Below are 23696 nucleotides of genomic sequence, written 5' to 3'. Positions count from 1 at the left end.
CGCCAAGGCAAACTTCATGACGGAGTCCGGCCCTTCGCTTCCGGTGCGCGCTGGACCCGCATCAATCCTTGACCCCGCATCAATCCTTGACGAAGTGGTAGACGCGGTACGAGAACCCGCCGGCGCGGCGCAGGTCCCAGTCCATCACGCCGACGCCGTAGCGGATCAGGGAGTTGACGAATCCCGGCAGGCGGCCACTGATCTGCTGCTGGGTCCGTCGGGTGTTGGCGTCCAGCCCGCGCTTGGCCTCCTTGTCGATGTCCCTTTCGGAGACCTTGCGCAGCGGCGCGTCGGCCAGCGCGGCCTCCCATTCGGCGACGACGGGGGCCCGGCGGGAGTCGGTGTACAGGAAATGCCCGCCCGGGCGCAGCACGCGCGCCACCTCCTTCAGGAAACCGGGGAAGTCCGGGTACTGGTGGGAGGCCTCGACGTTGATCACCGCGTCGAACGATTCGTCGGGGAAGGGCAGGTTCTGGGCGTCGCCCTGCACGAAATCCAGGCCCGACAGCTGGTGCCGTTCCCGGCACTTCTCGATGCTGGCGGGGTTCAGGTCAAGCCCGGTGTAGGAGGCCGGGCCCAGGTTGCGCATGATGTACGACGCTCCCCCGCCGGCCCCGCAACTGACCTCCAGCACCTTCTTGCCGGTGAGATCCACCTGTGAGGCGGTCACGTGGTAGAGCTGAATGCAGTACCGGTTGGGCTCGTCGGACGCCGCCAGCGTCAGGCCCATCGGCGGGTCCTCTTCGTAGCCGAAATTGAAGAAAACGACGTCGTCGCCGACCTGGCGGGTGCCGAGCGGCAGAAAGTACTTCGTGGTGAGTTTGCCGACGAGCGGGTTGGATTGCAGGCGGTAACCGATGGCCATGGGGAGAGTGTTACACGGATCCACGGCGCCACACGCCGAATGGGCGTCTTGACCCCGTCGCCGGGACGGCTTATCGGCCCGCTCACTCGCCGCGTAGCAACGCGCTGACCAGCGGAATCGCTGTCAAGATCACGGCGGGATCACGGTCACCGCCCAGATCGTGATTAGGCCACACGACCGCGGGCTAACTTGTAGGGTTGTTTGGGTGTCGAGCCGGACTGGCACGGGCGAGGCAGCCAAGCCTGGGGGAATCTTCGACCGCATAGGCGACATCGTCGTGCGGTGGCCCCTGCTTGTCATCGCCGGCTGGATCGGAGTCGCGGTCACCCTGGCGCTGGTCTTTCCGCCGCTGCCGGTACAGGCCAGTAAACGCGAGCCGAAGGCCCTGCCCGACAACGCTCCGACGGTGGTCGTCAACCAGGAAATGGCCAAGGCCTTCGCCATGCCCGGTGCCCCCAAGGCCGGCGGGGACGCCAAAAAGGCCCCGGACGCCGCCGGGGAGGGCGGCGGCGACAATCCGTTGGGCGGCGGCGGCTCCCTGCTGATGATCCTGCTCAGCGACGAGAACGGCATCACGCCGGCCGACGAGGCGGTCTACGCCAAGCTGGTGGACAAGCTTCGCCAAGACAAGGCCGACAAGCTCACGGTGCAGGACTTCCTGACCAACCCGCAGATGCGCGAGGTCCTGGCCAGCAAGGACGGCAAAGCCTTCATCCTGCCGATCTCGTTCCCCGGTGCGGGCACCGCGCCGTCGACGATCGCGGCCTACCACCACGTCAAAGAGCTCGCCAAAGAGGTCACCGCGGGAACCACGCTGACCGCTCACGTCAGCGGACCGATGGCCACGATCGCCGACGCGACCGAAATGGCGCTGGAGGACGCGCACTTCATCGAGATCGGCACGGTGGTGTCCGTGCTGCTGATTCTCTTCATGATCTACCGCAACATCGTCACGATGCTGGTGCCGCTGATCAACATCGGCGCATCCATCGGAACCTCGCAGGGCGTCCTGTCCGGGCTGAGCGAGATCGGCCTGCCGTTCGCCCTCCAGACCCTCGTCCTGATGACCGCAGTCATGGTCGGGGCGGGGACGGACTACGCCGTCTTCCTGATCAGCCGATATCACGACTATGTGCGGCGCGGCCACACGTCCGACGAAGCGGTGAAGATGGCGCTGATGTCGATCGGCAAGGTGATCGCCGCGTCGGCGGCCACCGTCGCGGTCGCATTCCTGGCGATGGTCTTCACCAAGTTGGAAGTGTTTTCGACTGTCGGACCGGCGATTTCGATTTCGGTCATCGTGGCATTCCTGTGCTCGGTAACCCTGTTGCCCGCCTTGTTGGTGCTGGCCGGACGTCGTGGCTGGATCAAGCCCCGGCGCGACCTGACCACTCGGATGTGGCGGATCATGGGAACGCGCGTGGTGCGCCGGCCGAAGATCCACCTGATCGGCAGCCTCATCGTGCTCATCAGTTTGGCCAGTTGCACCGCCGTGATGCGCTTCAACTACGACGATCTCAAGACGATGCCCGCGTCCGTGGACAGCTCCAAGGGCTACGACGTGATGAACCGCCACTACCCGGCGAACGCGCTGACACCCATGGTGCTGTTCATCAAGTCGCCGTCCCACGACCTGCGGACGCCGGCCGCGCTCGCCGACCTGGAGCAGATGGCCGCCCGGGTGAGCCAGCTGCCCGACATCACGATGGTGCGGGGATTGACGCGGCCCAACGGCGAACCGCTGGAGCAGACCAAGATCTCGTTCCAGGCCGGTGAGGTCGGCAGCAAGCTCGACGACGGATCCCGCCAGATCACCGAGCACGGGAGCGATCTGGACCGGCTGGTCAACGGCTCCAACCAGTTGGCCGACGCCCTGGCGATGCTGCGCGATCAGGTCAGCGGCGCCCTTACCAGCCTCGGCCCGGCGGTCTCGGCGCTGACGGCGATGGAACAAATGGCGGGCGGCGATCGCACCATCGCCGCGCTCGACCAGGGCGCCTCCCTCACCGGGCAGATGAAGACGCTCGGCGACAACCTCAACACGTCCACCGTGAACGCCGAAAACATCGCGGCGTGGGCCACCCCGATGTTGAACGCCCTCAACAACAGCCCCGACTGCAACGCCGATCCGGGGTGCGTGAGCTCGCGTTCGGGGTTGGCCGCGATGGTGCAGGCAAACAACGACGGCACCCTCAACTCGATCAAGATCATGGCCCACAACCTGCAATCGGCCGGCAAGGCGCAGACGGTCGGGCAGACGCTGAACACGGCCCAACAAACCCTGACTCAGGCCGCCAGCGCCATGAGGACGATCCGGGACCTGCAGTCCACGATGGCCAATGCGCAGCAGGGCGCCAACGCCCTCGCCGACGGCAGCCGCGCCATCGCCGGCGGGGTGAAACAACTCGTCGATTCGACCAGACAGATCGGCAGCGGCCTCAACGAGGCGTCGCAATTCCTGCTGACCATGAAGCACGACACCGACAACAAGCCGTCGATGTCCGGCTTCAACATCCCCCCGCAGATCCTCACCAGGGACGAATTCAAGCAGGGCGCCGCGATCTTCCTGTCCCCCGACGGGCACGCGGCGCGCTACCTGATCCAGAGCGCGCTCAACCCGTTCTCCACCGCCGCCATGGATCAGATCCCGAAGATCATCAAGGCCGCGCAGTCGGCGCAGCCCAACACCGATTTGTCGGACGCCACGGTGCAGGTGGCCGGTGTGCCGAGCGGGCTCGCCGACACCCGTGACTACTACAACAACGACATCGGCTACATCGTGTTCGCCACGATCATGATCGTGTTCCTGATCCTGGTCGGCTTGCTGCGGGCGGTTGTCGCGCCGCTGTATCTCATTGGCTCCGTGCTGCTTTCGTATCTGTCGGCAATGGGTCTGGGCGTATTGGTGTTCCAGATGATCCTCGGGCAGAACCTGCACTGGAGCCTGCCCGGCCTGTCCTTCATCCTGCTCGTCGCGGTCGGCGCGGATTACAACATGCTGCTCATCTCGCGCATCCGCGACGAGTCCCCGCACGGCGTGCGGGTCGGCGTCATTCGCACCGTGGGTTCGACCGGGGGCGTGATCACGTCGGCCGGCCTGATCTTCGCCGCCTCGATGTTCGGGTTGATGAGCGCCAGCATCTACACCATGGCCGAGGCCGGCTTCATCCTGGGGATGGGCATACTGATCGACACGTTCCTGGTGCGCTCGATCACGGTGCCGGCCATGGCCGCGCTGATCGGCCAGAAGAACTGGTGGCCCTCCAATCTCGGCAAGAGCCCGGCCCAGGTATACGCGGCCCACCAGCGCAAGAAGCAACAGCTCGACCAGTTGGCCGACCAGCTGGTCCGGATGAAGGTGATTCCCAGCCGGGAGGCGTTGGCCCCGGCGGCGGATTCCCCGGCGACGAACGGCGCGGGCCAGCCGTGGATCCCCGACGATCTGCTCGTCCGCCTCAAACTCGTTCCGCCCGGCCACAAGTCGCGTCGGCGGACGGGCGTCGCCAAGGCCGCGCCGGCCGCCAAGAATGGCCAGCGGTCGGGCGCACGCCTCCCCGAACACGCCCTGCCCCTGTTCGACCTCAGCGGTCTGCCGGATCACGTGACCGACGATCTTTTCGATTCGGCATCGGATGCCGCGCCCGCCGCCAACGGCCATGGCAAGCGGGACAGCGACGACGATCTCGCTCAGTCGCTACCGCTGTTCGGGCAGGACTTGCTGGCCCGTCGGCCAATCACCGTCGGCGCCAACGGCAACGGGCACGCGAACGGCACCAACGGCAATGGGCACGGCGAACCAGCGGCCGCGGATGACCGTGACGACAATTCGCTGCCGCTGTTCGGTGCGGACGTCCCGTCAACTCGGGGCAGCAACGGCAACGGGCGCGGGAAACACCCGCTGCTCTAGCAGCCCCTACGCGTCCAGGCGGACGAACTCGTCCTGCCGGTAGAGCTCGACACACTGCGATCGCCTGATCTTGCCGCTGGTGGTGATCGGGATCGAGCCCGGTGACACCAGAACCAGGTCGGCAACTTTCAGCCCATGGGACTTCGAAATCGCCGAGGTGACTTCGCGTTTCACGCCCCGCAGGCGGTCGACGGCTTCCTCCTCGGTGTCGCCGCGCTTCTTCATCTCGATGATCGCGACCAGCTTCTCCACCCCCTTGTCGGGAACCGCTATCGCCGCGCAACGGCCCGCGGTGATCTCCTGGATCGTCGCCTCGATGTCGTCGGGAGAGTGGTTGCGGCCGTAGACGATCAAGAGGTCCTTGATGCGGCCGATGATGAACAGTTCGCCGCTGGAGAAGAAACCCGAGTCACCGGTTCGCAGCCACGGACCCTCGGGTGTGCCCTGCGACGGCTCGACGATCTTGGCGCCGAAGGTGCGCTCCGTCTCTTCGGGTTTCTGCCAATAGCCGGCGGCGACGTTCTCGCCGTGGACCCAGATCTCGCCGACCTTCCCGTCGGGGCACTCGCGACCGGTGTCCGGGTCGACGATGCGGATCAGCATCGATTTCGGGTCGCCGTAGCTGACCAGCGGTGTGCCGCTTCCGGTTTCGCACCGCTGCGCCTCGCCGCCAGGCAGCTTCTCGGCGTCGAAGTGGCCGATCTCGGGCGGATTGCCGACCTGGCGGGTCGCGATGTACACCGTGGCCTCGGCCATCCCGTAGCACGGCCGCAGCGCCCGGGTGTCGAAGTTGAAGGGGGCGAACCGGTCAGCGAAACGCTTCAGGGTTGCCGGCTGCACGCGCTCGCTGCCGTTGAGGATCGTGTGCACGCCGGCCAGGTCGTACCCGGCCATGTCCTCGTTCGACGTCTTGCGCACCGCGAGCTCGTAGGCGAAGTTCGGTCCCGCAGAGATCGTGCATGGCTTGCTTGCCATCATGTGCAACCAGCGGGCCGGCCGCTGCAGGAACCCGACCGGGCTGGACAGCACCGTGGGCACGCCGGCCAGGATCGGCATGATGATCCCCAACAGAAGGCCCATGTCGTGGTAGAGCGGCAGCCACGACACCACCGTCAAGTCCGGCGGCGCGATCCCGCCCTCGGGCGCGAAGAAATCGCCCATGATCTGCTCGAAATTGGCGAGGACGTTCTTGTTGGAGACCATGACACCGGCGGGCGTGCGGGTGGACCCGGAGGTGTACTGCAGATAGATGAAGTCGGAGCCGTCGGTGGCGCCGGGCCGGGGTCTGGGCCCCGCGGGACGCTGCCGGGTCTCGAGGTCCAGCAGATCGACTTCGACGATGGCGGGCGCGGATTGGCCCTGCTGCGATCCCACGGAGGCGTTGACCATGTCCGAGACCGCGGAGGTCGTGAGGACGACGGCGGGTGAGGTGTCGGCGAGCACCGAGATGGTGCGTTCGTCGTGCGCGCCGCCGTAGGGAACGGAAAGCGGAACCGCGACAAGCCCGGCCTGCAGGGCACCGAGGAAGCCCAGGACGTAGTCGAGCCCCTGCGGGGCCAGGATGAGTGCCCGATCACCGGTCGACCCGCTGGCCCTCAGCTGCTCACCGAGGTTGACCACGCGGCGATACAGCTGCGACCACGTCAGGGTGTGGGTGACACCCTCCCAATCCTGCTCGTAGTCAAGGAATGTGAACGCCGGGTCGTTGGGCTGCAGGCTCGCGCGTTCGCGCAGCACGGCAGGGATCGAAGACTGAACCACGGACAACACACTACCTTCGTCGGAAGCCTTTCCGGCCTGGAACGGCGAGGTTACAACCGTACCAACGGGCCGTGCGGGCCGTAGCGACCCGCCCAACCGGCAAATAAACTACCGTGAGCGCGGTGGACAACCGACTCGCACACATGGACCAGGCCTCTTTCCTGGGCCTGCGGGCGCTTGGCTACGGCGCGCTGGTGCAGTTCGTCTGGATCTACAACCGCCCGGCAGATCTTGACGGTTTGCGCCGTTTCCACCGCAATCTCGGCTATGGGCTGCTGGGGCGGCTGGTCGAACCGTCTCCGCTGCCGTTCGCTCGTGATCGGTGGGTGATATCCCGGGGGCCCGACGACATCGAGGTCGCCCGGACTGCACGCCCCCGGGCAAACCTGAACGCCTGGCTGCATGAGCGGGCCTGCCTGCCGCTGGATCCCGAGTACGGGCCCGGCCGGCACATCGGGGTGCTGCCACTGGACGACGGCGGGACCGCGGTTTGCCTGACCACCTCGCACACCCTCGTCGACGGGCTCGGGATCCTGCAGGCGATCGCGGACGCGGCCGACGGACGGACCCGCTACCTGGGTTATCCCTATCCGCGTTCGCGCGCCCGCCGGCGGGCCATGATGCAGGACGCACGGCAAACCCTCGCGTCCGCACCGGAACTGGCGCGGGCGGTGGCCGCGACGGCGCGCATCGCCCGGCACAGGTTCACCGACGTCGCCGCCTCGATGAGGTCGGCACCACCGGCGCCGCGGCGCGCCGGTGATCAGCCGCCCGTCGTGGTGCCGTCGGTGACCGCCTACGTCGACCTGGCGGAGTGGGATGCGCGCGCGAAAAGCATTGGCGGAAACGGCTTCACGCTTCTCGCCGGATTCGCAGGCAGGCTCGGCGTGCGCATGGGACGCGTCTGCGGCGACGGCACGGTCACCCTGGCGTTTCCCGTCAGCGATCGCACCGAAGCCGACACCCGCGGCAACGCGGTGGTGTTCCCCACCGTGTCGGTCGACCCGACGCACCTGGCGTCCGACCTGGGCGAGGCCCGTCTCAAGTTCAAGCAGGCTTTCGCCGACCTGGCCGAGCTCACCGAGGAATTGCTGGGGCCGCTGCCGTTGACCTCGTTGACCCCGAAGTGGGTGGCCCGCAGGGCCGCCGGAATGGGGCTCGGCGCGGCGGCCCTGCCCATCGGTTGCTCCAACGTCGGCGACATGCCCCCCGCGGTGATGCGCCCCGACGGCACCGACGCCGACTACGCGTCCGGGCGGTTGATCGAACCCGCCATCAACAGGCGCGCCCTCGAACGCATGAGTGGCCAGCTATTCGTGGTGTCTGGGCGCGGCGCCAACAAGATCTGGATCACCGTCAATGCCTATCTCGCCGGCCGGACAAACTCGCAAGACGCGCTGCGCGAGGACGTCTCACGCACGTTCGGCGAGTTCGGCCTGACCGCAGAGATCCACGGCTAGGCTGCGGGCGTAGGAGAACTCCCGAAAGGGCGCCCGCGCCAACGCCTTCAGGTGCACCCGTCGCTGGGGCCCGAACACCGCGATCTCCACCACCAGCGCCAGCCACGCGGGAAACCACCAGAGCCGCGCCAGGATCCGGATGGAACGGGGTGAGACCGGATCGACGGCCAGCCAACTGAGAATGCGCAGCTGGTCGAGCACGTAGCGTCGGGTGCTCATGACGTGGGTCGTTTCCGTCCCCTTCATGTGACTGCGCACCGACAGTTCTTTTGGAACGAAGCACACCGTCGATCGCAGCATCAGGCGCAACCAGAAGTCCACGTCGACGAGCTGGTAGATGTCGTTCCGCAGGCCCCCCGCCTCCAGCGCCAGCCGGCGCCGAAACATGACGCTGGTCGGTTCGCCCACCCAGTTCTCCTTCGCGCCCCGCGCGGCGATCTGCCGCACCAGCGACGCGCCGTCGTTGCGTTCCTGCAGGTTGCGAAAGCGGGTGTGCATCCTGCCGTATCGGCGCTGCCACCGCTCGTCGTCGCCCACCACCTTGCGCGGCGCGAACGCCAGCCCGACGGCCGGGTCCTCGAAATACCCGGCGAGCGTCGCCAGCGCACCGGGCAGGAGCCAGTCGTCGCCGTGCACGAACTGCACGCAGGTGCCGCGGGCCAGTTCCAGGCATTTGTTGTGGTTGCCGTTGAGCCCGAGGCGGGGCTGGTTCTTCACCAGCCGGTCCCCCGGCCGCAGCAGCGACGCGGCGATGGCGGGCCCGTCGTCGGACGAGTCGTCGTCGACGACGACGATCTCGAAGTCCACACCGTCCTGGGCCAGGATGCTGCGCAGGCAGCGCTCGATCGTGCCGGCGTTGTTGTACATCGGCACGCACACCGAGACCAGCAGGGTTCCAGGCGGCCCGTCAGCCTGGTCGTGATTCACCGATACCGCGCCGTCAGTAGCAGTCTCAGAGGGCGGCAAGACCCTGCGTCAGCATTATCAGGCCCGTACCGCCGAACATGACCTGCGTGATCTGTAGACGGTATGTGCGCACCCAGTTGTGGAACCGCAGCATCACGGCCTCGGTCCTCTCCGGCATGAGCAGGTATCCGACGAGGGGAATCTCGACGAGCCCATTCACCAAGAGAGTGAAGATGATGAATGCGCAGAATTGTGCACCTACAGTGGCTCCCGACGCCATGATCACAGCAAGCAGCACCACGCCCTCGTAGGGCGGAAATGTCGACGAAAGACCCACCACGAACGCCGGCCATACGACATCGCAGTCCAGCATTTCCTTGGTGCGGCCCGCGAGCCATACGAACGGATTGCGCGGGCGGTCTTCCTTGACAAGGGTCGCCGTGCCACCGCCGGTGGTCGGCTGCGGCGTCGGCACTCGCCCGGCCGCCCTCGCTCGAGCCGTGATGACCACGACAAGGAGGAGCATGAGCAGACCCAGGGTGAGCTGAAGACGGGGGCCGGCCAAAAAGACGACAGCGGACCTGACTTCCGTGATCGCGGAGGCGGCGCTTCGGACAGCTGCCAAAGCGACGTCGCGCATCAGCACCAGTACGCCGATCCCGACGATGACACCGGTAACAACGCCGCCCAGCCAGAATGCCAACAGGTTCACGATGGGTTTCCGCCGCGACATCATCACCGCGACGAACCCCAGACGGAGTGGGTCGAGCGCCATCCCCACCCCGATTAACAGCACGCCAGTCCACATCACTGGGGACGTTACCTTGCCACGGCACGCCTCGCGGCGTTACCGGCAAATCCGCAGGATAGGGGACTCACGTGCGCTTACCCGGCAGCGAGATCGCTCTCAGCCTTCCTGGCGAGTGCGAAGAAATCGGTTCTGGTCGTCGTGACATCCAGGATCTCGAACTCCAGACCGGCGAGCATTGCTTCAATCAGTGCGACATCGAAAACATGGTGGTGAAGCGTTCGGTTCTGGAGATTGTTCAGGCTTCGTTGCCTAAAATGCTCTAAATCACCCGCGGGCGGATCTCTGCCTAAGTCATGCAGCGCCAAGATTTCCTCTAGGTGGGTGAGGTCGTCCTCTTCCACCTGGGCCGCGAAGTCGTCCATCAGGTGTTCGATACTGGTCACCGGACGGCGGTGGTCGAAATTGCTTTCCTTCCTTGGGAGTACGAGTACCATCACTCCACCGGCTTTGATAACTCGTCTCCACTCCTTGAGGGCCTTGATGGGATTGGCGACGTGTTCAAGGCAGTTCGAGGAGAGCAGAAAGTCGTAGCATGCATCGCCGATTTCGCTCAGGTCTGTCGCATCAGCGATGAATTGGCGGCCGGACTTCTCGCGATAGTAGTTGAAACTATCGCCGGCTTGGATATTTCCTTCCCAAATGGTGTCCGTCGAGAAGTTGACGCCATCCAGGCCTCCAACGATTCGATAAAGGGGCAGTACGGTCTTGAAAAGTGAACTCGGGCCACCGATCTCGATGCCGTACTTCTTCTCGACCAACGAGTAATACTTGCGCCGACGGTGCAGTCGAACTGGAGCGAATCTCAGATTCAAGTAGAGGTCGGTCATTGATCTTGAAGCCAGCATTTCTTTCACTGCTCGGGACACTTCTTCCTCATATATCACACGCGCCGACGGGACGGCGCGGCCGATGGCTTGGCCCAGAACGGGGCTCCGCAGCCAAGCCTGTCTACGTTGGATTGGATCAGTTCGTAGGGGTATTCGGTGTGACGCTCGATGAAGTCGCGCAGGTGCGACATGGAGTCATGACGGGGGTCGTTGTATCGCGGCAGCACGGTCTTGAGGAACGGGAACCGGAGGTGCTCGATGAGGCCATCCCAGAAGTAAAGGGTGTTGTTGACCGGTGGTCCGGAGAACCTGCTTGTCCACTGATGCGCCGGTGAGCGCCCATATGTTGCTTTCACGGCAGCGGCCGAGAGGAACGGCTTGATGCTAAGTCCTTCTACACGCGCGCGCTTCGACAAACCGATCTCGTATCGCCGGATCAACCGCTGCTTGTCGACGATGTATCGAAAGTCATTCCACAAGTCGTCAAGGAATGCACGAGTACGCGAGTTGAGGTCCCACGACAGGAAGAAGGACTGCAGATGGGGGCCGGACTCGGCACTCTCGATAGCGCCGTACATGTCGGCGTCGTGGAACGCGCTCCACATCTCTTCGATCGGAAAAAGTGGTCCGAACACACTGTCGTTGGCCAAAGTCAAGCGGTCGAACTGATCGAGCGACCAGCCGTACTCCTGCTGAATACGCCACGCGAGGTGCCAAGAACCGAAGTCGAGTGAAAGAGTGCGACGTGTGTAGATGCCGGCGCACAACGGGAGAATCGGAGCGACCGAATCAGGCGCGAGAGTCGGCGAGCCCGACACAAAGACGATCGCCGCTCCCAGGCGATGGAGCGCCTTCAGGTAATAGGCGACGTACGGGTCGACGACACCCTGCGGATCGAAGTGCGCGAAGAAAACCAGCGTGCGCTGATCAAGCGGAGGCTGCGCCGGGAGTTCCAGGTGGGTTTCACAAATGAAATCCAATGCGTCGCCGCCGAAGCGGTAGAGCATCGCGGCCTTCGCGCGCTCGGAGGCAGTAAGCAGGTTTTCCAGGCGTTTCAAGATCACTCCGTAGCGTCTGATGCGTACCGTTGCAAGAAGTTTCGCAGATCACGCCGGTCGTTGTGGCGACAATTCCGCGATCGTACGCGATGCGGCGGATGCGCTAGCAGCTTCCCGTGCTGGCCGTGCTGGTTCCGGGTCGCGGTGCGACGACTGGTCCGGGCGCCGCATGTAGGAGACAAGAGTCGCCGCACACGCGACCAGCCAGAGGAGCGGAGCAAGGAATACTGTGCTGCTGACAACCACGGTGTTCGTGTGGGGGCCCCCCATCTGTCCCACAACATCTGCGACGTGATAAGGCGGACCGGGCAGCGCGATCTGGGCGATGCAGAGTGCCGCAGCCAGACTCACGCAGATACCGACTGCGCGACGCCGGCCGCCGACAGTCGAGAGCCGGTCGAATATCCCAGTCCCCGGCGGTCCGTCGGGATCGCGCGCCACCAGGGCGGCAACCGGTAACACGAAGATCAGATAGTAGGGGTTAGTCAAGGCGGGGAAGAGGGAAGCCGCGGCCAGCAGCACGATCCCCATCATGACCGGCGGGATGCGCCGTCCGAGAGCCAGAACCGCGACGATGACCAGAACGAGCACCGCATACCCGATCAGCGATCGCGGACCGGCAAGGAAGCCCTCCGGTACTGTGCCCCCCGTTTCCTGGGCCTTGAGGCCGTCGGGAATCGCGAGGAATATCTTCCCGAACGACACATTGGAGTTCGCGGCAAGCGCTTGATACGACCCACTGCTGTAGCCGAGGACGTTGCGGATCGACTGGGCGATTGTCGCCGGAAAGTCTCGCGGCCACAGCGCATATGCGGCGAGATTGGAAACGACGGTTCCGGCCACCGCAAGACCTCCCAACCGCCATTGCCGGCAAGCGAATAACGCGACAGCCAGAACGGCGAACTGCGGTTTCACCAGCGCGGCCAAGACCACCACGATTGTGACGAGGCGCCAGCGCCGCCGGCACAACCCGACCAAGAAAACAAGCGCGATCGGCGCCACGAACCCGATGGAGTTGCCTCGATCGATCACCACCCACGCCGGGATCGCCGCGGCGCCGCACGCCACGAAAACCACTAGCCGCTCCAGACCCCGGGCACCGCGGGCCGCCCAAACGGCGGGCGTAAAGACGGCCATCGTCAAAGCGGCCAAGTAGCCGAACAATCCCAGTCGCGGGGCGCCCAGCCATTTCCCCACCAACCCGAAGATCATATGTGGCACCATGCCGGCCGCCGTGTAATTGAAGTGGGTCGGCTTGAAGTCTGGGGGGAAGTACAGCGGGTACGGATCCCATGGGTTGGCGGCCATCCCGACGCCCACGGTTATCGAATAATCACTGAAGCAGTGTCGACCAACCTTCGTGGGCCAGTCGAGGTAGCAGTCATCCGGGACGAAAACAATAAGGGAGGAAAGGGCGTCGATCGAGTAGTACTGTGCGAGAACAAAGCCCGTCGCCAACGAGACCGTTGAGGCCAGCAGGACTGTGCTGACCAAGATGGTGCGCTCCGACTGACCGGAAACCGCCACAAGCAGCTTCCGAGCCGACGAAACTGCATTCTGCAACATGTCGAGGAGTCGCTTCAATGAATCTCCTTGGGTCTGCTCCAACCAGCACGGGAGCAGAGTCCGCCGCCCACCTCAGCCGCTCGGAAGTTTAACCCAGTTCCGTCCCCGACGACGGGCGTATGAGGGATTCGGCAGGCTGTCAGGACGAAATCGGACGCCGACCTGGCAGTGGCGTTACGCTGATGTGCATCCTGCGGAAAGTTGTCGTGCTGCTACAAAATTCGCACAGCAGTCGGGGCACGGATATCAATTAAGTTGTGGTAGTGATACGTCGACGATCTGGCTATCGTGTTGCCTTGCCTACCTCCGCGGATCCAACGCCATCTGGCCCCCGTCAGGGGCCACATGGCGCATCCGCCAGCCGAGCCAACGATAGACGGCGCGGCGGCCGATGGCATTAGCGCGAGCCCTCATCTCGCCGGCCAGCAGGTGGTGCCTAGCAATTAGGCCGGGATTCGCCGCAGCGAACTCGCGGTTGAAGCCAATGGACTGCTCGGCCTGCGCGCGCACCAACTGCACACTCCATTGGGCTTGGCTGACCCGGAACGCGGCCAGCGAGCGAGGGACTGCAACAAGCGTTCCCCGGAGCAGTACCGCGCAGTAAGTCGCCTGATCGATTAGATAAGGGAAGCGATCGTCCCAACCGCCCGCATCGGCCAAAGCCTCGCGCCTGAACAACACCGCCGCCGGCTCACCGAAGATGTTCGTACCTGCTGCCACCGTCCGCCGGATAGCTTCCTCACCGTCAACCTCCCCACGGAGTCCGGCTAATCCGCGGTTGCGCAACACCGGTGTCCCCGCGGCATCTATGACGTCCCTCGGGCTCGCGGCCATCACCGCCGCCGGGTGCGCGTCTAACGCCGCCACCTGTTCCGCCAGACTCTCCATCTTGAGCAGGTCGTCGCCGCAGACCAATTTGACGAATTCGCCGGTTGCCAGATCAGTGACGGCCTTAAAATTTGCCGGCGCGCCTCCACCAGAAGCCAACCGGCTCAGGCGAACCCGGGGGTCGTTGGTGAAACGTTGCAGCATCTCCCAGGTGCCGTCGGTGGACGTATGGTCGGAAACCACCAGCTCGAAATCGCTGAAGCTCTGCTGCAGGATTGAGCGCATGGTGGATCCGATGAAGCCAACGCTGTTGTAGGCCGGAACGACAACCGATACCCGCGGCGTCACGACTAGGCTTGCTGTTGCTCGGCCAGGCCGAGCTCAGCTGGACTACGGCGAAACGAGAAACCGCGGTGAGCAAACCACGTGTAAACAACAGTCGCTCCGGTGATGACCACTTGAGAAAGCAACACCGGCCAGCCGAACGCTTCCACCAACAGCGGCAGCGCGGCAACGTTAAAACTCAGCGTGGAGAGATTGACCAGCTCGAACCGAACCAAATCGCGTAATACGTGACCCGTAACCCGAAACACGAATCTGCGGTAGAGCACGAAGGCGCAGAGCACACCAGCTGTGTTCGAGCAAAGCAACGCGCCCAGGTAACCGACGACACCAGAAGGGAAGAGCCACAGCAAAAAGACGAACCAGACCGCGCCAATAACTGTGTTCATGCCGCCCACGATGAGGAAGGCGACGCGCTGGTCCCGCACCAACCGGAACAGCGGGCCGGGCACACCGGTCATTCCCGCCGGCGGGCGCGCTTTCTGATCAAAAGCATCAAGAACCATGGCCAACCTGCCTAGGCGGAAAGCTGGACCGGCGAGGCAACCTCGTGACTGACCGGCTCCGCCGCCGACGCTTCTCCACTCGAAATCATCTCGCGGATCATAAACAGCGGCCTGCCCTTGCTCTGGTCATAGAGTCGACCCAAATAGGCGCCGATGATTCCAAGCATGAGGAATTGAGTCCCCGTCAGCAGGCCGATCGCAGCCATGAGCGAACTCCACCCCGGAACCGTGTGACCATAAAGCGCGCCGTAAATCGAGTTGATCGCCGCAGCAAAACCAATGGACGCCATCACCCAGCCCAAGATCACTGACAACCTCAACGGCACCATGGAAAACGACGTGATGGCATCAGCGGCAAACCGCAACATTTTGGCGAAGGGATACTTGCTCTGGCCAGCCGCACGCGCGTCGCGGTCATATAACAGAGGAACCTGCTTGCCGCCAATCCACGACACCATCCCTCGTACAAAACGGTGCCGCTCTGGCATAGCGACCAAGAGATCCAGCACCCGACGCGTGATCAACCGGAAATCGCCTGTATCACAAGGAATATCAACATCAGTCATGCGGCCGATCACGCGATAGAAGAGTGCCGCCGTCGCGCGCTTCAGCACGCCGTCACCGTCGCGCCGACGACGCTGCCCGTAGACAACATCGGCGCCCTCGTCCATCAAAGCCATCATGTCGGGCAACAGCTCTGGCGGATCCTGCAGGTCAGCGTCAATGATCAGTACACGCTCCCCGCGACACACACTCAGGCCGGCAGTGAGAGCAAGCTGATGCCCATGGTTCCGCATTAACCGCACACCAACGACGCGCCGATCCTCCACGGCTGCCTTCTCGATGATTTCCCAAGTCCGATCGCTCGAACCGTCGTCAACCAGAACCAGCTCGCTGGTCCCGCCCAACGAATCCAACACGCTCTCAACCCGTTTCAGAAACAGCGGCAGCACGTCTTCCTCGTCAAAGCAAGGCGCCACCACCGAGACTGCCGGGCGACACACCAACGTCATAGGCGCTAATGTAAGTCTCAGCTTCGGTCTGCGTGCGGCTTTCGCGATTCTCACGTATCGATTTCAACAACTTGTAACGCAACGGGTCGCGGCCGGCTTACCGGTACGGTGTGCGGTAGAACGACGGTTATTGACCAGCTGGTTCGTCGCCGTTCCGCTTAGCCTTCCGGCGGTTCGTCAGAGCCGTCCTCACCAGACCTAGGCCCTGGTTTGGGTTCGCTACGTGGGCCGCGATACTGATCGCGCGGCTGAGGTTCAGTAGACCGCGGTAGATGAGGAATCGAACCCTCCGCACAACACCAGACTGTTCCCCGTGTTCTCTCCAGTAAGTCGTCTCGTCGCCACTGAAATTTTCAGCTGGAGCAGCGGTGTAGTAGTAAAGTGCTACCGAGCGTCGCCACTTGTCCGCAGCGATTGGGACGGGGAACCCATGCACCGACTCGTCGTCAGTGCGGAAGATGACGACCCTGCCCCATTCAGGAACTATGGTCTTAATCGCGTGGCCCTGCTTGTCGTACAGCGATAGGCAACCGCCGTCCCGCAGAGACCAATCTTCGTTCAGATAGACGAGGACATTGATACGGCGGTAAAGGTTCAGGGCACGGTAGTAGTGGAAGTCGGTGTGGGGGCTGAGGATTCCACCAGAACCACTCAGGTGCAGACCACCCCCGGCCAAGTATGGGTCCGGCAGGAGATTCTTGATGGCGGTTACTTGCTCAAGGACCCTTAGGAACCGCGGTTCGGAAAGCTGCCTGATCAGCGCTCTGAACGGTTCCGGGATGCTGTCGATATCCGCACATGCCCGTTTGTTCTGCTGGTAGCGGTCGCCCAACTCGTTCCACCCCGGCCAAGAGATGCCGGGGAAAGAGCTCGCCTCCAACGGAGACAATCGCACGAGGTCGTCAATGACTAGGTGCGGGAACGGCTCCGCTGCCTCGAACACATATTTCAGGTCCGGCGCGTTCCGCTCAAGTTCTTCTATGTTGAAAACATCATCCGCCACGGCAGTCCCCCGGTTGTCTCCTCGCCTCAACACCGTGACCATACAACGAGATAGAGACTACGACACGGTAGTTCCCAGAATTGTTCGTCGCGACGGATCTGGGTCACGTCATCAACTCGCAAGCGCGGCGTCAAGGGGATTCCCCCGCATCGCAACGCCCAGATCGACCTGCTGATCCCAACTATCCTTGATCGTGTCCGCCAAGGCCAACAACAGTCCTTTGGAACAGTTGTCCTCTCAAGAGGGCCGTGCCTTGGCGCAAACTAGTCTCGAGGTCATTGAAAAGGGTGCCACCCCGGGCATATTTGGATATCAATTCTAGGTTGGATTCGAGGTAGCGGCAGCTTGCGGAGGACCCAGATCAAGCCCCGAAGGCCTAGGGTGTCCGGCCGCCGCAAGCGTTGATTCGGCTGGCATCGACGCGGTGACGATATCCACTTGATCGCCGACGGCCGGCCTACGCGCGAACGAGATGATGATTACCGCACAGGCAATAAGCCAGAAGATCGGCGCGAGGACCACGCTGGTGCGTACGACCGCCGTCGTACCAACGACAGCTCCCCCAGGCCCGAGGGTCAGCATCTGGAACGGCGCGCACGGCGCCGCGACCTGGGCGATGCTGAGCGCCGTGGCCAGACTCACGCAAATACCGACTGTACGACGAGGAGTCGCCAGAGGTTCGAGTCGATCAAAAATTCCGCATCCGGATGCCCCACTGGGATCCCGGATCAAGACGGCGGCGACGGGCAACACGAACACCAGATAGTAGCTGTTGGTCACGGCGGGGAAGAGCGAGACGGCTGCCAGCAGCGCAATGCCTACCACAACCGGTGGTATGCGGCGCCCAAGGAGCAATATAGATCCAACAACCAGGACGAGAATGGCATACCCGAGCACGGATCGTGGGCCTGCCAGGAAGCCGTTGGGCAACGTGCCCCCACTCCTCAGCCCTTCGATGCCGTCCGGAATCGCAAGCAGCCCCTTTGCGAAAGAGACGTTTAGTAGTCCCATGCTCGAACTGGGCGAACCATATCCGAGGGTATTGTGCACCGACTGCATCACCGTGGCCGGAAAGTCCGCCGGCCATAGCGCATATGCGCCAAGATTGCAGATCAACCCTCCACCAATCGTGATTCCGCCAAGGCGCCACTTCCGTGCCGCAAGCAGAGCGACGGCAAGTATGCCGAACTGGGGTTTTATGAGTGCGGCGAGTACCACCATGATGGCGACGAGACCCCAGCGCTGTCGGCGCAGCGCCACTAGGCAAACGAGGGCGATCGGAACGAAAAATCCCACTGAGTTACCACGGTCAACAGTCGTCCATGCCGGGACTGCCGCGACGCCGCAAGCAACGAAGACGACGATCCGGTCCAGCCCACGTGCGCCGCGTGCCGCCCACCAAGCGGGGCTAACGACCGCGATCGCCAAGACAAGCAAGTACCCGAACAACCCGATCCTGGGCGCGCCAAGACCCTTACCCAGGAGTGCAAAGGTCATCTGCGGGACCATCCCGGCCGCGGGATAGTTGTTCATGAAGGGCCGATAGTCCGGGTACATGAACAGCGGATAAGGCTTCCATGGATTGGGCAGTGCACCGACGGTCACCGGCATTGCGTAATCACTGAAACAGTGACGTCCGACGTTCATACCCCAATCCAGCCAGCAGTCATCTGGGAGGTAGACGAGAGAGGAAAACGTGTCGACGGAGAAATACTGGGCGAGAACAAAGCAGATCGCTGCTGAAAGAGCCGACATTAGCAAGACGCTGCTGAGGAGGAGCGCTCTCGGGGATATGTCGGCAGCTGCCGAGCAGCGCCGCCGAACTGCCGAGCGCACCACTCGCGGCGCTAGCCTGATAAACCAACCAGAGTTCGGCATTAGACGCGACGGGACGCAGGGTGCAGCCGAGTCCGCGTCATCATGTTGCGTTAGGTCGCGTGACGTCATATGACGTAGGCCTCGGGCGGCGCGGATGCGCCCTCGTGCCGCGACAGCGAAGAGTAATGCTACCCCGAGCCCCACCAATATGGGGCCCGCTTGGAGCGCGAGCCGAACCGCGGCGGCGGTGGCACCGGCGAGAGATCCCTTGAGCCACATGCGGTTTCGGGCCCACGCATTGTCGGCGTCCGCGGGTCGGATCTCGCGTGGCAGGATCGCCCTGACAGCGGGATCTCGAAGGACGGCGGCCAACCGCTGCGGGTTGGGATAGGTGAGATCGGCCTTGAGGCCGGGATCACCTTTCACTTTGAGCTTGTCAACGTTACCGGTGGCGAAGTAGGCCTGGACATTGACTAGCTGTTGGTGTGCCGACGTGCGCCACGCCGTTGAACCGAGCACAGAAGCGTAACCCGCTGCTGCGAAGGCTGCGACAACACACAACCCCCATGCCACCGCGCCTGGTCTGACAAGCCGACTGAGTCGCCCGGCGTGCACCTTATCGACGAACGCGAACACCGCCACTGATCCCAGCGGATAGACCAGCAGGACGATGTCCATGTACCTCACAGCGATGGCGGTTCCTCGGCCGTACGCGACGAGCACCAGTTGCGCGGCGACCCACCCCGCAATTCCGACTGCCACCCAGGCGCGATCCAAAATCGCTGGATGCCTTGCAAGCGTTTGCCGGGTGAACCAGACCGTCGGCACCAGTCCAGCGATTGTCATTGCGGCGAGCAGCAACAGTCCTTGGATGAATGTCCACATGCTAGACATCGGCTTCGCGATCGACGCTTCCGACAGCATCATCGCCACAGCGATTGATGCCATGACGACAGCGCCCGCGTACTCGCGACCGCACCGCTTTCTTGCATTCGTTGCCATCTGCAGCCCGACTAGCACCGCGGCGGCCAAAATGGTGGCCACGCCCGACGCAAGCGACAGGTAGCTCAGGACGGCGGCGACCAGTCCGCCGAACCAGCGCCAGGAGAATGGGCCTGCGGCGGCGAACGCAGCCAGTGACGCTACGCCGAACAACAATGTCAGGTAGAAGTGGAAGTTGAATCCCAAAAGCGTGTTCTCATAGCCGATGGGAAACACGAACAAAAATGCCACGAAACAAACGAAGAGCGTTCGGCGTCGCGGCGCGACAAGCGGAATTAGCAGCGCGGTAAGGCAGCCGACTAACGCTGTGTGCAGAATGGCGCAGAGGATCATCTCCAAGCGTGTGTTCCACTCTCCGGCCAGCTCTAAATGCGCCAAAGTGAGCACACGGGTGAGGAAGATGCGATGTTCGTTGTGCGCGGCGAAGAGGTCTGCGAAAGACAGGGTGCCGTTCAGATACGGCGAGTAGAGATTCGCTGCCTCGCCGTCCCACTGATCCACCAAAGGTGTGGGCGAACCAAATGCCGAAATCGCGATGAGCTTGGCGCCAAGAACCGTACAGGCAACCGCAGCAAGCACCGTGAACGTGTGGCTCCGCCGCGGCAGCGCCCCAGTTGGCGCCTTCATCGAGACCGACTGGTTCTGGTCGAAATTGACCGCGGCGTGTGCGGTCCGTTCCTGAACGGTTACGGCTCCGTGTTGACCGACCATGCGGGACGCCCCCTCAGCCCCTGCCTCAAAACCCGACCCAAGGGTTCAACCGAGAGAAGGGCGAATGCCTTACATATACGGCCCGATGACTCGAGCGTACGAGAGGTGCCTGTCTGAACATGGACGTTTTCGGCAAGCGGGGCAGGCTAAATCGAAGGCGCGGCGCATCGGTTCGCAGTCGGACCAGCCCCGCTACGTATAACCCGGACTGACGCATAGACAGATCTCTGTGGTTTACGGATTTTTGAGCCAGGCATGCGTGCCGTAACTCGCGCTGCAAACGCAGCCCCGAAAGGGACGCGATGAACAATCACGCCTTCCGCGTGATCGAGATCGTCGGTACCTCGCCGGACGGCGTTGACGCGGCTATCCGGAGCGGTCCAGCTCGGGCACCGGAGACTATGCGCGGCCCAGACTAGTTCAAGGTGAAGTCGATCCGTGGCCATCTGGGAAGGATGACGTCAACCACACCACGGCGGCCATGAAAGTCGGCTTCCGCCAGGGGGATTCCTAGGCCGTAGAGCTTTAGCCGGCGACTGCGCCCGGCTCTGAGAACGGCGCCCCGAATTCGGTCACCGGCTGCAGACCGCGCTTGCGTACCTTCGCGGCGGCGTCGCGGATCAGCTTGTAGATCCCGACGAACGCGGCGTGATCGGTCATCACGAACGGGGTCAGCAGCCGGTTGTGCACCAGCGCGAACGCCACGCCTTCCGCGGGGTTGGCCCAGCCGACCGACCCGCCCAGCCCGACGTGGCCGAATCCCGGCATCACATTGCCGATCGGCAGGCTGTGGTAACCCAAGTGGAAAGCCAACGGCACGAACAGGTTTCGGTCCGGACGCAGACTTCGCCGGCCGGTGAGGCCGGCAACCAGTTCACGGGACAGGAATTGGGTGCCGTCGATCTCGCCGCCGTTGGCGATCGCCCCGTACATCCGCGCCAGCGCCCGCGCGGTCACCACCCCGTTGGCCGCCGGGATCTCGCCATCCATCAGCGCGATATCGCCTTGGACGGCGGCGATCACGCCCGGGAAGTACATGGACCGCCATCCGCCGGACAGCTCGTTGGCGACCTTGCGCGTCACGTAGTTGAGGACCGGGTTGTCGATGATGGTCTGCGGCATGATGATCTGCGCCGCCCGCGTCGGGGACTCGGCCGGCGGCCGGCCCAGGTGCATCCCGTCGGTGCCCAACGGCTCGGCGAGCTCCTCGCGGATCAGCGTGCGCATACCCTTGCCGGTCACGCCCCGGGCAAGCCCGGACATCAGCCAGCCGAAGGTCAGCGCGTGATACGCGGACTTGCCGAGCAGGCGTCCCGGCGACGCCGCCGCCAGCCGCTCTTCCATCCGGACGTGGTCCAGCAGGTCTTCCTGAGTGGCGCCGCGCAGGCCCGACAGCCCGGCTTGGTGCCTCATCAGCTGTCGCACGGTCAGTTCGGCTTTGCCGTTGGCCGCGAACTCCGGCCAGTACAGGGCGACCGGGGCCTCGTAGTCGATGAGCCCGCGGTCGGCGAGCCGGTGGATGACGGTGGCCGCCATGCCTTTGGTCGCCGAGAACACCATCGGCGCGGTGTCGGCCGACCACGGCACCTGACCGCCCCGGTCGGCCCAGCCGGTCCATACGTCCACGGCAGGTTGACCGTCGACGTACACGGCCAGCGCCCCGCCGCCGAACCGGCGGGCGGGGAACATGGTGGAAAAAGCACGAACGACGCACCCGAAATGTGGGTCCGCCGCGCCGGACACACGATGACCTGCGTCGGGACCATCGTGGACAGGGACCGCGCGGCGATCAACCCGGGACTCCATTGTCACAGTCTTAAAGTTACTAAGAATTCATACCTTCTGTAGGGCAAAAAGCCACTTAGTTACCTTTCCGTTAGACCCCGCGAGATGGTCTTTATTTGCGGAATCCCCGAGTGGGCCCGCCGTCTCGGCCGTGACCTGGCACGGCGCGTCGGCGCGGATTTTGCGCAGGGGCTGGCGCCATCTCCTCGCCGGGGCCGAGATCTGGGGAAAAGGGGACGTGGGGTACCCGCGGATAGGGATACGCTCCGGTTGTGGACTCCGGGAATCTTGAATCCCGCCGCGTCACCGCTCTCGAGTTCGGCGGCCTCCGGGAGCACGTCGACCGGGGAGTCAGCGAGATGCGGGGCAAGTTCGACGCGCCGGCCGCCGGGAAACGGCAGATCATCGACTTGCTGCAGACGATCGTCACGGACCAAGGTCCCAACCCACCGAGCGACTGAGATCGGGGCGGCTACCGATCCGACGCGGCCTCGAGTATTTGCTGCGCCGCCAGCGCCGGGGTGAGCTCCCCCGCCTTGACCTGGCGTTCCACGTCGGCGCGGATTTTGCGCACGTCCGGGTTGGACAACACCCGGTCCAGGACAGCATCGCGGACCATCTGCCAGGTCCAGTCGACTTGCTGGGCCCGCCGGCGCTCGTCGAGTTCCCCGGCGTCGGCGAGCACCCGCCGATGGCGCTCGATGGTCTCCCACAGCTCGGCCAGGCCGGTTCCCTCGAGTGCGCTCATCGTGAGAACCGGTGGCCGCCACAGGGTTTCGCCGGGATGAATCAGCCTGATCGCCGCGGACAGTTCACGCGCGGCCTTCCGGGCCTCGGCCAGATGCTCCCCGTCGGCCTTGTTGACCACCACGATGTCGGCCAGCTCCAGCGCGCCCTTCTTGATGCCCTGCAGCTGGTCGCCGCTGCGCGCCAGGGTCAAAAGCACGAAGGTGTCCACCATGTTCGCCACGGCCACCTCGGACTGGCCCACGCCGACGGTCTCCACCAGGATCACGTCGAACCCCGCGGCCTCCAGCAGCACGATGGTTTCCCGGGTGGCCTTCGCCACCCCGCCCAGCGTGCCCGACGTCGGCGATGGGCGGATGTAGGCGTCGCGGTGAACCGCCAGCCGCGCCATCCGGGTCTTGTCGCCCAGGATGGAGCCGCCGGTGCGGGTCGACGACGGGTCGACGGCCAGCACCGCCACCTTGTGGCCCTCGTCGATCAGGTGCATGCCGAGCGCCTCGATGCTGGTGGACTTGCCTACCCCGGGGACCCCGGTGATGCCGACACGGTGGGCGTTGCCGGAGTGAGGCGTCAACTCGAGCAGCAGCCGTTGCGCCTTCTCGTGATGGTCGGCGCGGGTGGACTCCAGCAGCGTGATGGCCCGCGGCAGGGCCGCGCGGTCGCCGCCGAGAACGGCCTTGGCCAAGTCCTCGACGGAGCCCTTCATGTGGCACGCGCCGAGCGTGACGTCACGGCGAAAAAACGGGCCGATTCCCGCCATGACGTCACGTTCGCGCGAAG

Annotated in this window: 17 protein-coding genes and 1 pseudogene; 4 read left to right on the top strand and 14 right to left on the bottom strand. The window is 64.0% G+C overall.

The genetic code is table 11. The features are described 5' to 3' along the window. Positions 1 to 79: 79 nt before the first annotated feature. On the bottom strand, positions 80 to 865 hold the full coding sequence (locus A5696_RS16540) for a phthiotriol/phenolphthiotriol dimycocerosates methyltransferase (RefSeq protein ID WP_082956413.1): 786 nt from the start codon (positions 863 to 865) through the stop codon (positions 80 to 82). Between the two features lie 205 nt (positions 866 to 1070). Here A5696_RS16540 and A5696_RS16535 point away from each other — a divergent pair, with 205 nt between their 5' ends. Further along, on the top strand, positions 1071 to 4772 hold the full coding sequence (locus A5696_RS16535) for an RND family transporter (RefSeq protein ID WP_082969041.1): 3702 nt from the start codon (positions 1071 to 1073) through the stop codon (positions 4770 to 4772). A gap of 6 nt (positions 4773 to 4778) precedes the next feature. Here the strand turns inward: A5696_RS16535 and A5696_RS16530 are convergent, their stop codons facing one another. Beyond that, entirely contained in the window at positions 4779 to 6533 is a 1755-nt protein-coding gene (locus tag A5696_RS16530) for an AMP-binding protein (protein WP_067881080.1), read from the bottom strand. A 122-nt stretch (positions 6534 to 6655) separates the two neighbouring features. On the opposite strand from A5696_RS16530, the gene A5696_RS16525 reads away from it, so the two are divergent. Beyond that, a complete protein-coding gene (locus tag A5696_RS16525) occupies positions 6656 to 7993 on the top strand; it encodes a hypothetical protein (RefSeq protein WP_231964351.1) in 1338 nt (445 codons plus the stop codon). Here A5696_RS16525 and A5696_RS16520 read toward each other — a convergent pair. From A5696_RS16520 to A5696_RS27700, 10 genes are all read right to left on the bottom strand, one after another. Beyond that, positions 7946 to 8959, bottom strand: a complete 1014-nt coding sequence (locus A5696_RS16520) for a glycosyltransferase family 2 protein (RefSeq protein WP_082969040.1) — start codon at positions 8957 to 8959, stop codon at positions 7946 to 7948. The two genes, A5696_RS16525 and A5696_RS16520, sit on opposite strands and share 48 nt — an antisense overlap. Beyond that, on the bottom strand, positions 8946 to 9707 hold the full coding sequence (locus A5696_RS16515; protein WP_067881077.1) for a GAP family protein: 762 nt from the start codon (positions 9705 to 9707) through the stop codon (positions 8946 to 8948). The genes A5696_RS16520 and A5696_RS16515 overlap by 14 nt, the downstream gene beginning before the upstream one ends. A 77-nt stretch (positions 9708 to 9784) precedes the next feature. Continuing rightward, complete coding sequence (locus tag A5696_RS16510) at positions 9785 to 10555, bottom strand: methyltransferase domain-containing protein (protein ID WP_231964355.1); 771 nt, start codon at positions 10553 to 10555, stop codon at positions 9785 to 9787. Between the two features lie 35 nt (positions 10556 to 10590). Beyond that, positions 10591 to 11595 (bottom strand): rhamnan synthesis F family protein, encoded by a 1005-nt coding sequence (locus tag A5696_RS16505; protein WP_156738427.1) that lies wholly within the window; start codon positions 11593 to 11595, stop codon positions 10591 to 10593. Positions 11596 to 11643: 48 nt separating this feature from the next. After that, entirely contained in the window at positions 11644 to 13161 is a 1518-nt protein-coding gene (locus tag A5696_RS16500; RefSeq protein ID WP_067881031.1) for a glycosyltransferase family 87 protein, read from the bottom strand. 300 nt (positions 13162 to 13461) lie between these two features. Then, complete coding sequence (locus tag A5696_RS16495; protein WP_067881029.1) at positions 13462 to 14337, bottom strand: glycosyltransferase family A protein; 876 nt, start codon at positions 14335 to 14337, stop codon at positions 13462 to 13464. A gap of 2 nt (positions 14338 to 14339) precedes the next feature. Beyond that, on the bottom strand, positions 14340 to 14837 hold the full coding sequence (locus A5696_RS16490) for a GtrA family protein (protein ID WP_231964350.1): 498 nt from the start codon (positions 14835 to 14837) through the stop codon (positions 14340 to 14342). Between the two features lie 11 nt (positions 14838 to 14848). After that, positions 14849 to 15850 carry a glycosyltransferase family 2 protein gene (locus A5696_RS16485; protein WP_067881025.1) on the bottom strand — a complete coding sequence of 334 codons (1002 nt, stop codon included), beginning with the start codon at positions 15848 to 15850 and terminating at the stop codon, positions 14849 to 14851. Positions 15851 to 15977: 127 nt separating this feature from the next. Continuing rightward, positions 15978 to 16895 carry a 2OG-Fe(II) oxygenase gene (locus A5696_RS16480; RefSeq protein ID WP_082969038.1) on the bottom strand — a complete coding sequence of 306 codons (918 nt, stop codon included), beginning with the start codon at positions 16893 to 16895 and terminating at the stop codon, positions 15978 to 15980. Positions 16896 to 17171: 276 nt separating this feature from the next. After that, positions 17172 to 20384, bottom strand: a complete 3213-nt coding sequence (locus A5696_RS27700) for a hypothetical protein (protein WP_156738426.1) — start codon at positions 20382 to 20384, stop codon at positions 17172 to 17174. 302 nt (positions 20385 to 20686) lie between these two features. On the opposite strand from A5696_RS27700, the pseudogene A5696_RS29195 reads away from it, so the two are divergent. Further along, positions 20687 to 20898 (top strand): annotated as a pseudogene (locus A5696_RS29195) (dodecin family protein). Positions 20899 to 20909: 11 nt separating this feature from the next. On the opposite strand, the gene A5696_RS16470 reads toward A5696_RS29195, so the two are convergent. After that, positions 20910 to 22190, bottom strand: coding sequence for a serine hydrolase domain-containing protein (locus A5696_RS16470; protein ID WP_369803359.1), 1281 nt, complete (start codon positions 22188 to 22190; stop codon positions 20910 to 20912). 251 nt (positions 22191 to 22441) lie between these two features. On the opposite strand from A5696_RS16470, the gene A5696_RS16465 reads away from it, so the two are divergent. Further along, complete coding sequence (locus A5696_RS16465) at positions 22442 to 22630, top strand: hypothetical protein (RefSeq protein WP_067881017.1); 189 nt, start codon at positions 22442 to 22444, stop codon at positions 22628 to 22630. An 11-nt stretch (positions 22631 to 22641) separates the two neighbouring features. Here A5696_RS16465 and meaB read toward each other — a convergent pair whose 3' ends face one another. Continuing rightward, complete coding sequence (gene meaB / locus A5696_RS16460) at positions 22642 to 23622, bottom strand: methylmalonyl Co-A mutase-associated GTPase MeaB (RefSeq protein WP_067881071.1); 981 nt, start codon at positions 23620 to 23622, stop codon at positions 22642 to 22644. Positions 23623 to 23696: the final 74 nt, after the last annotated feature.

Source organism: Mycobacterium sp. E2699, assembly GCF_001666745.1.
Classification (GTDB): domain Bacteria; phylum Actinomycetota; class Actinomycetes; order Mycobacteriales; family Mycobacteriaceae; genus Mycobacterium.
This window is presented reverse-complemented; position numbering and strand designations above follow the sequence as displayed.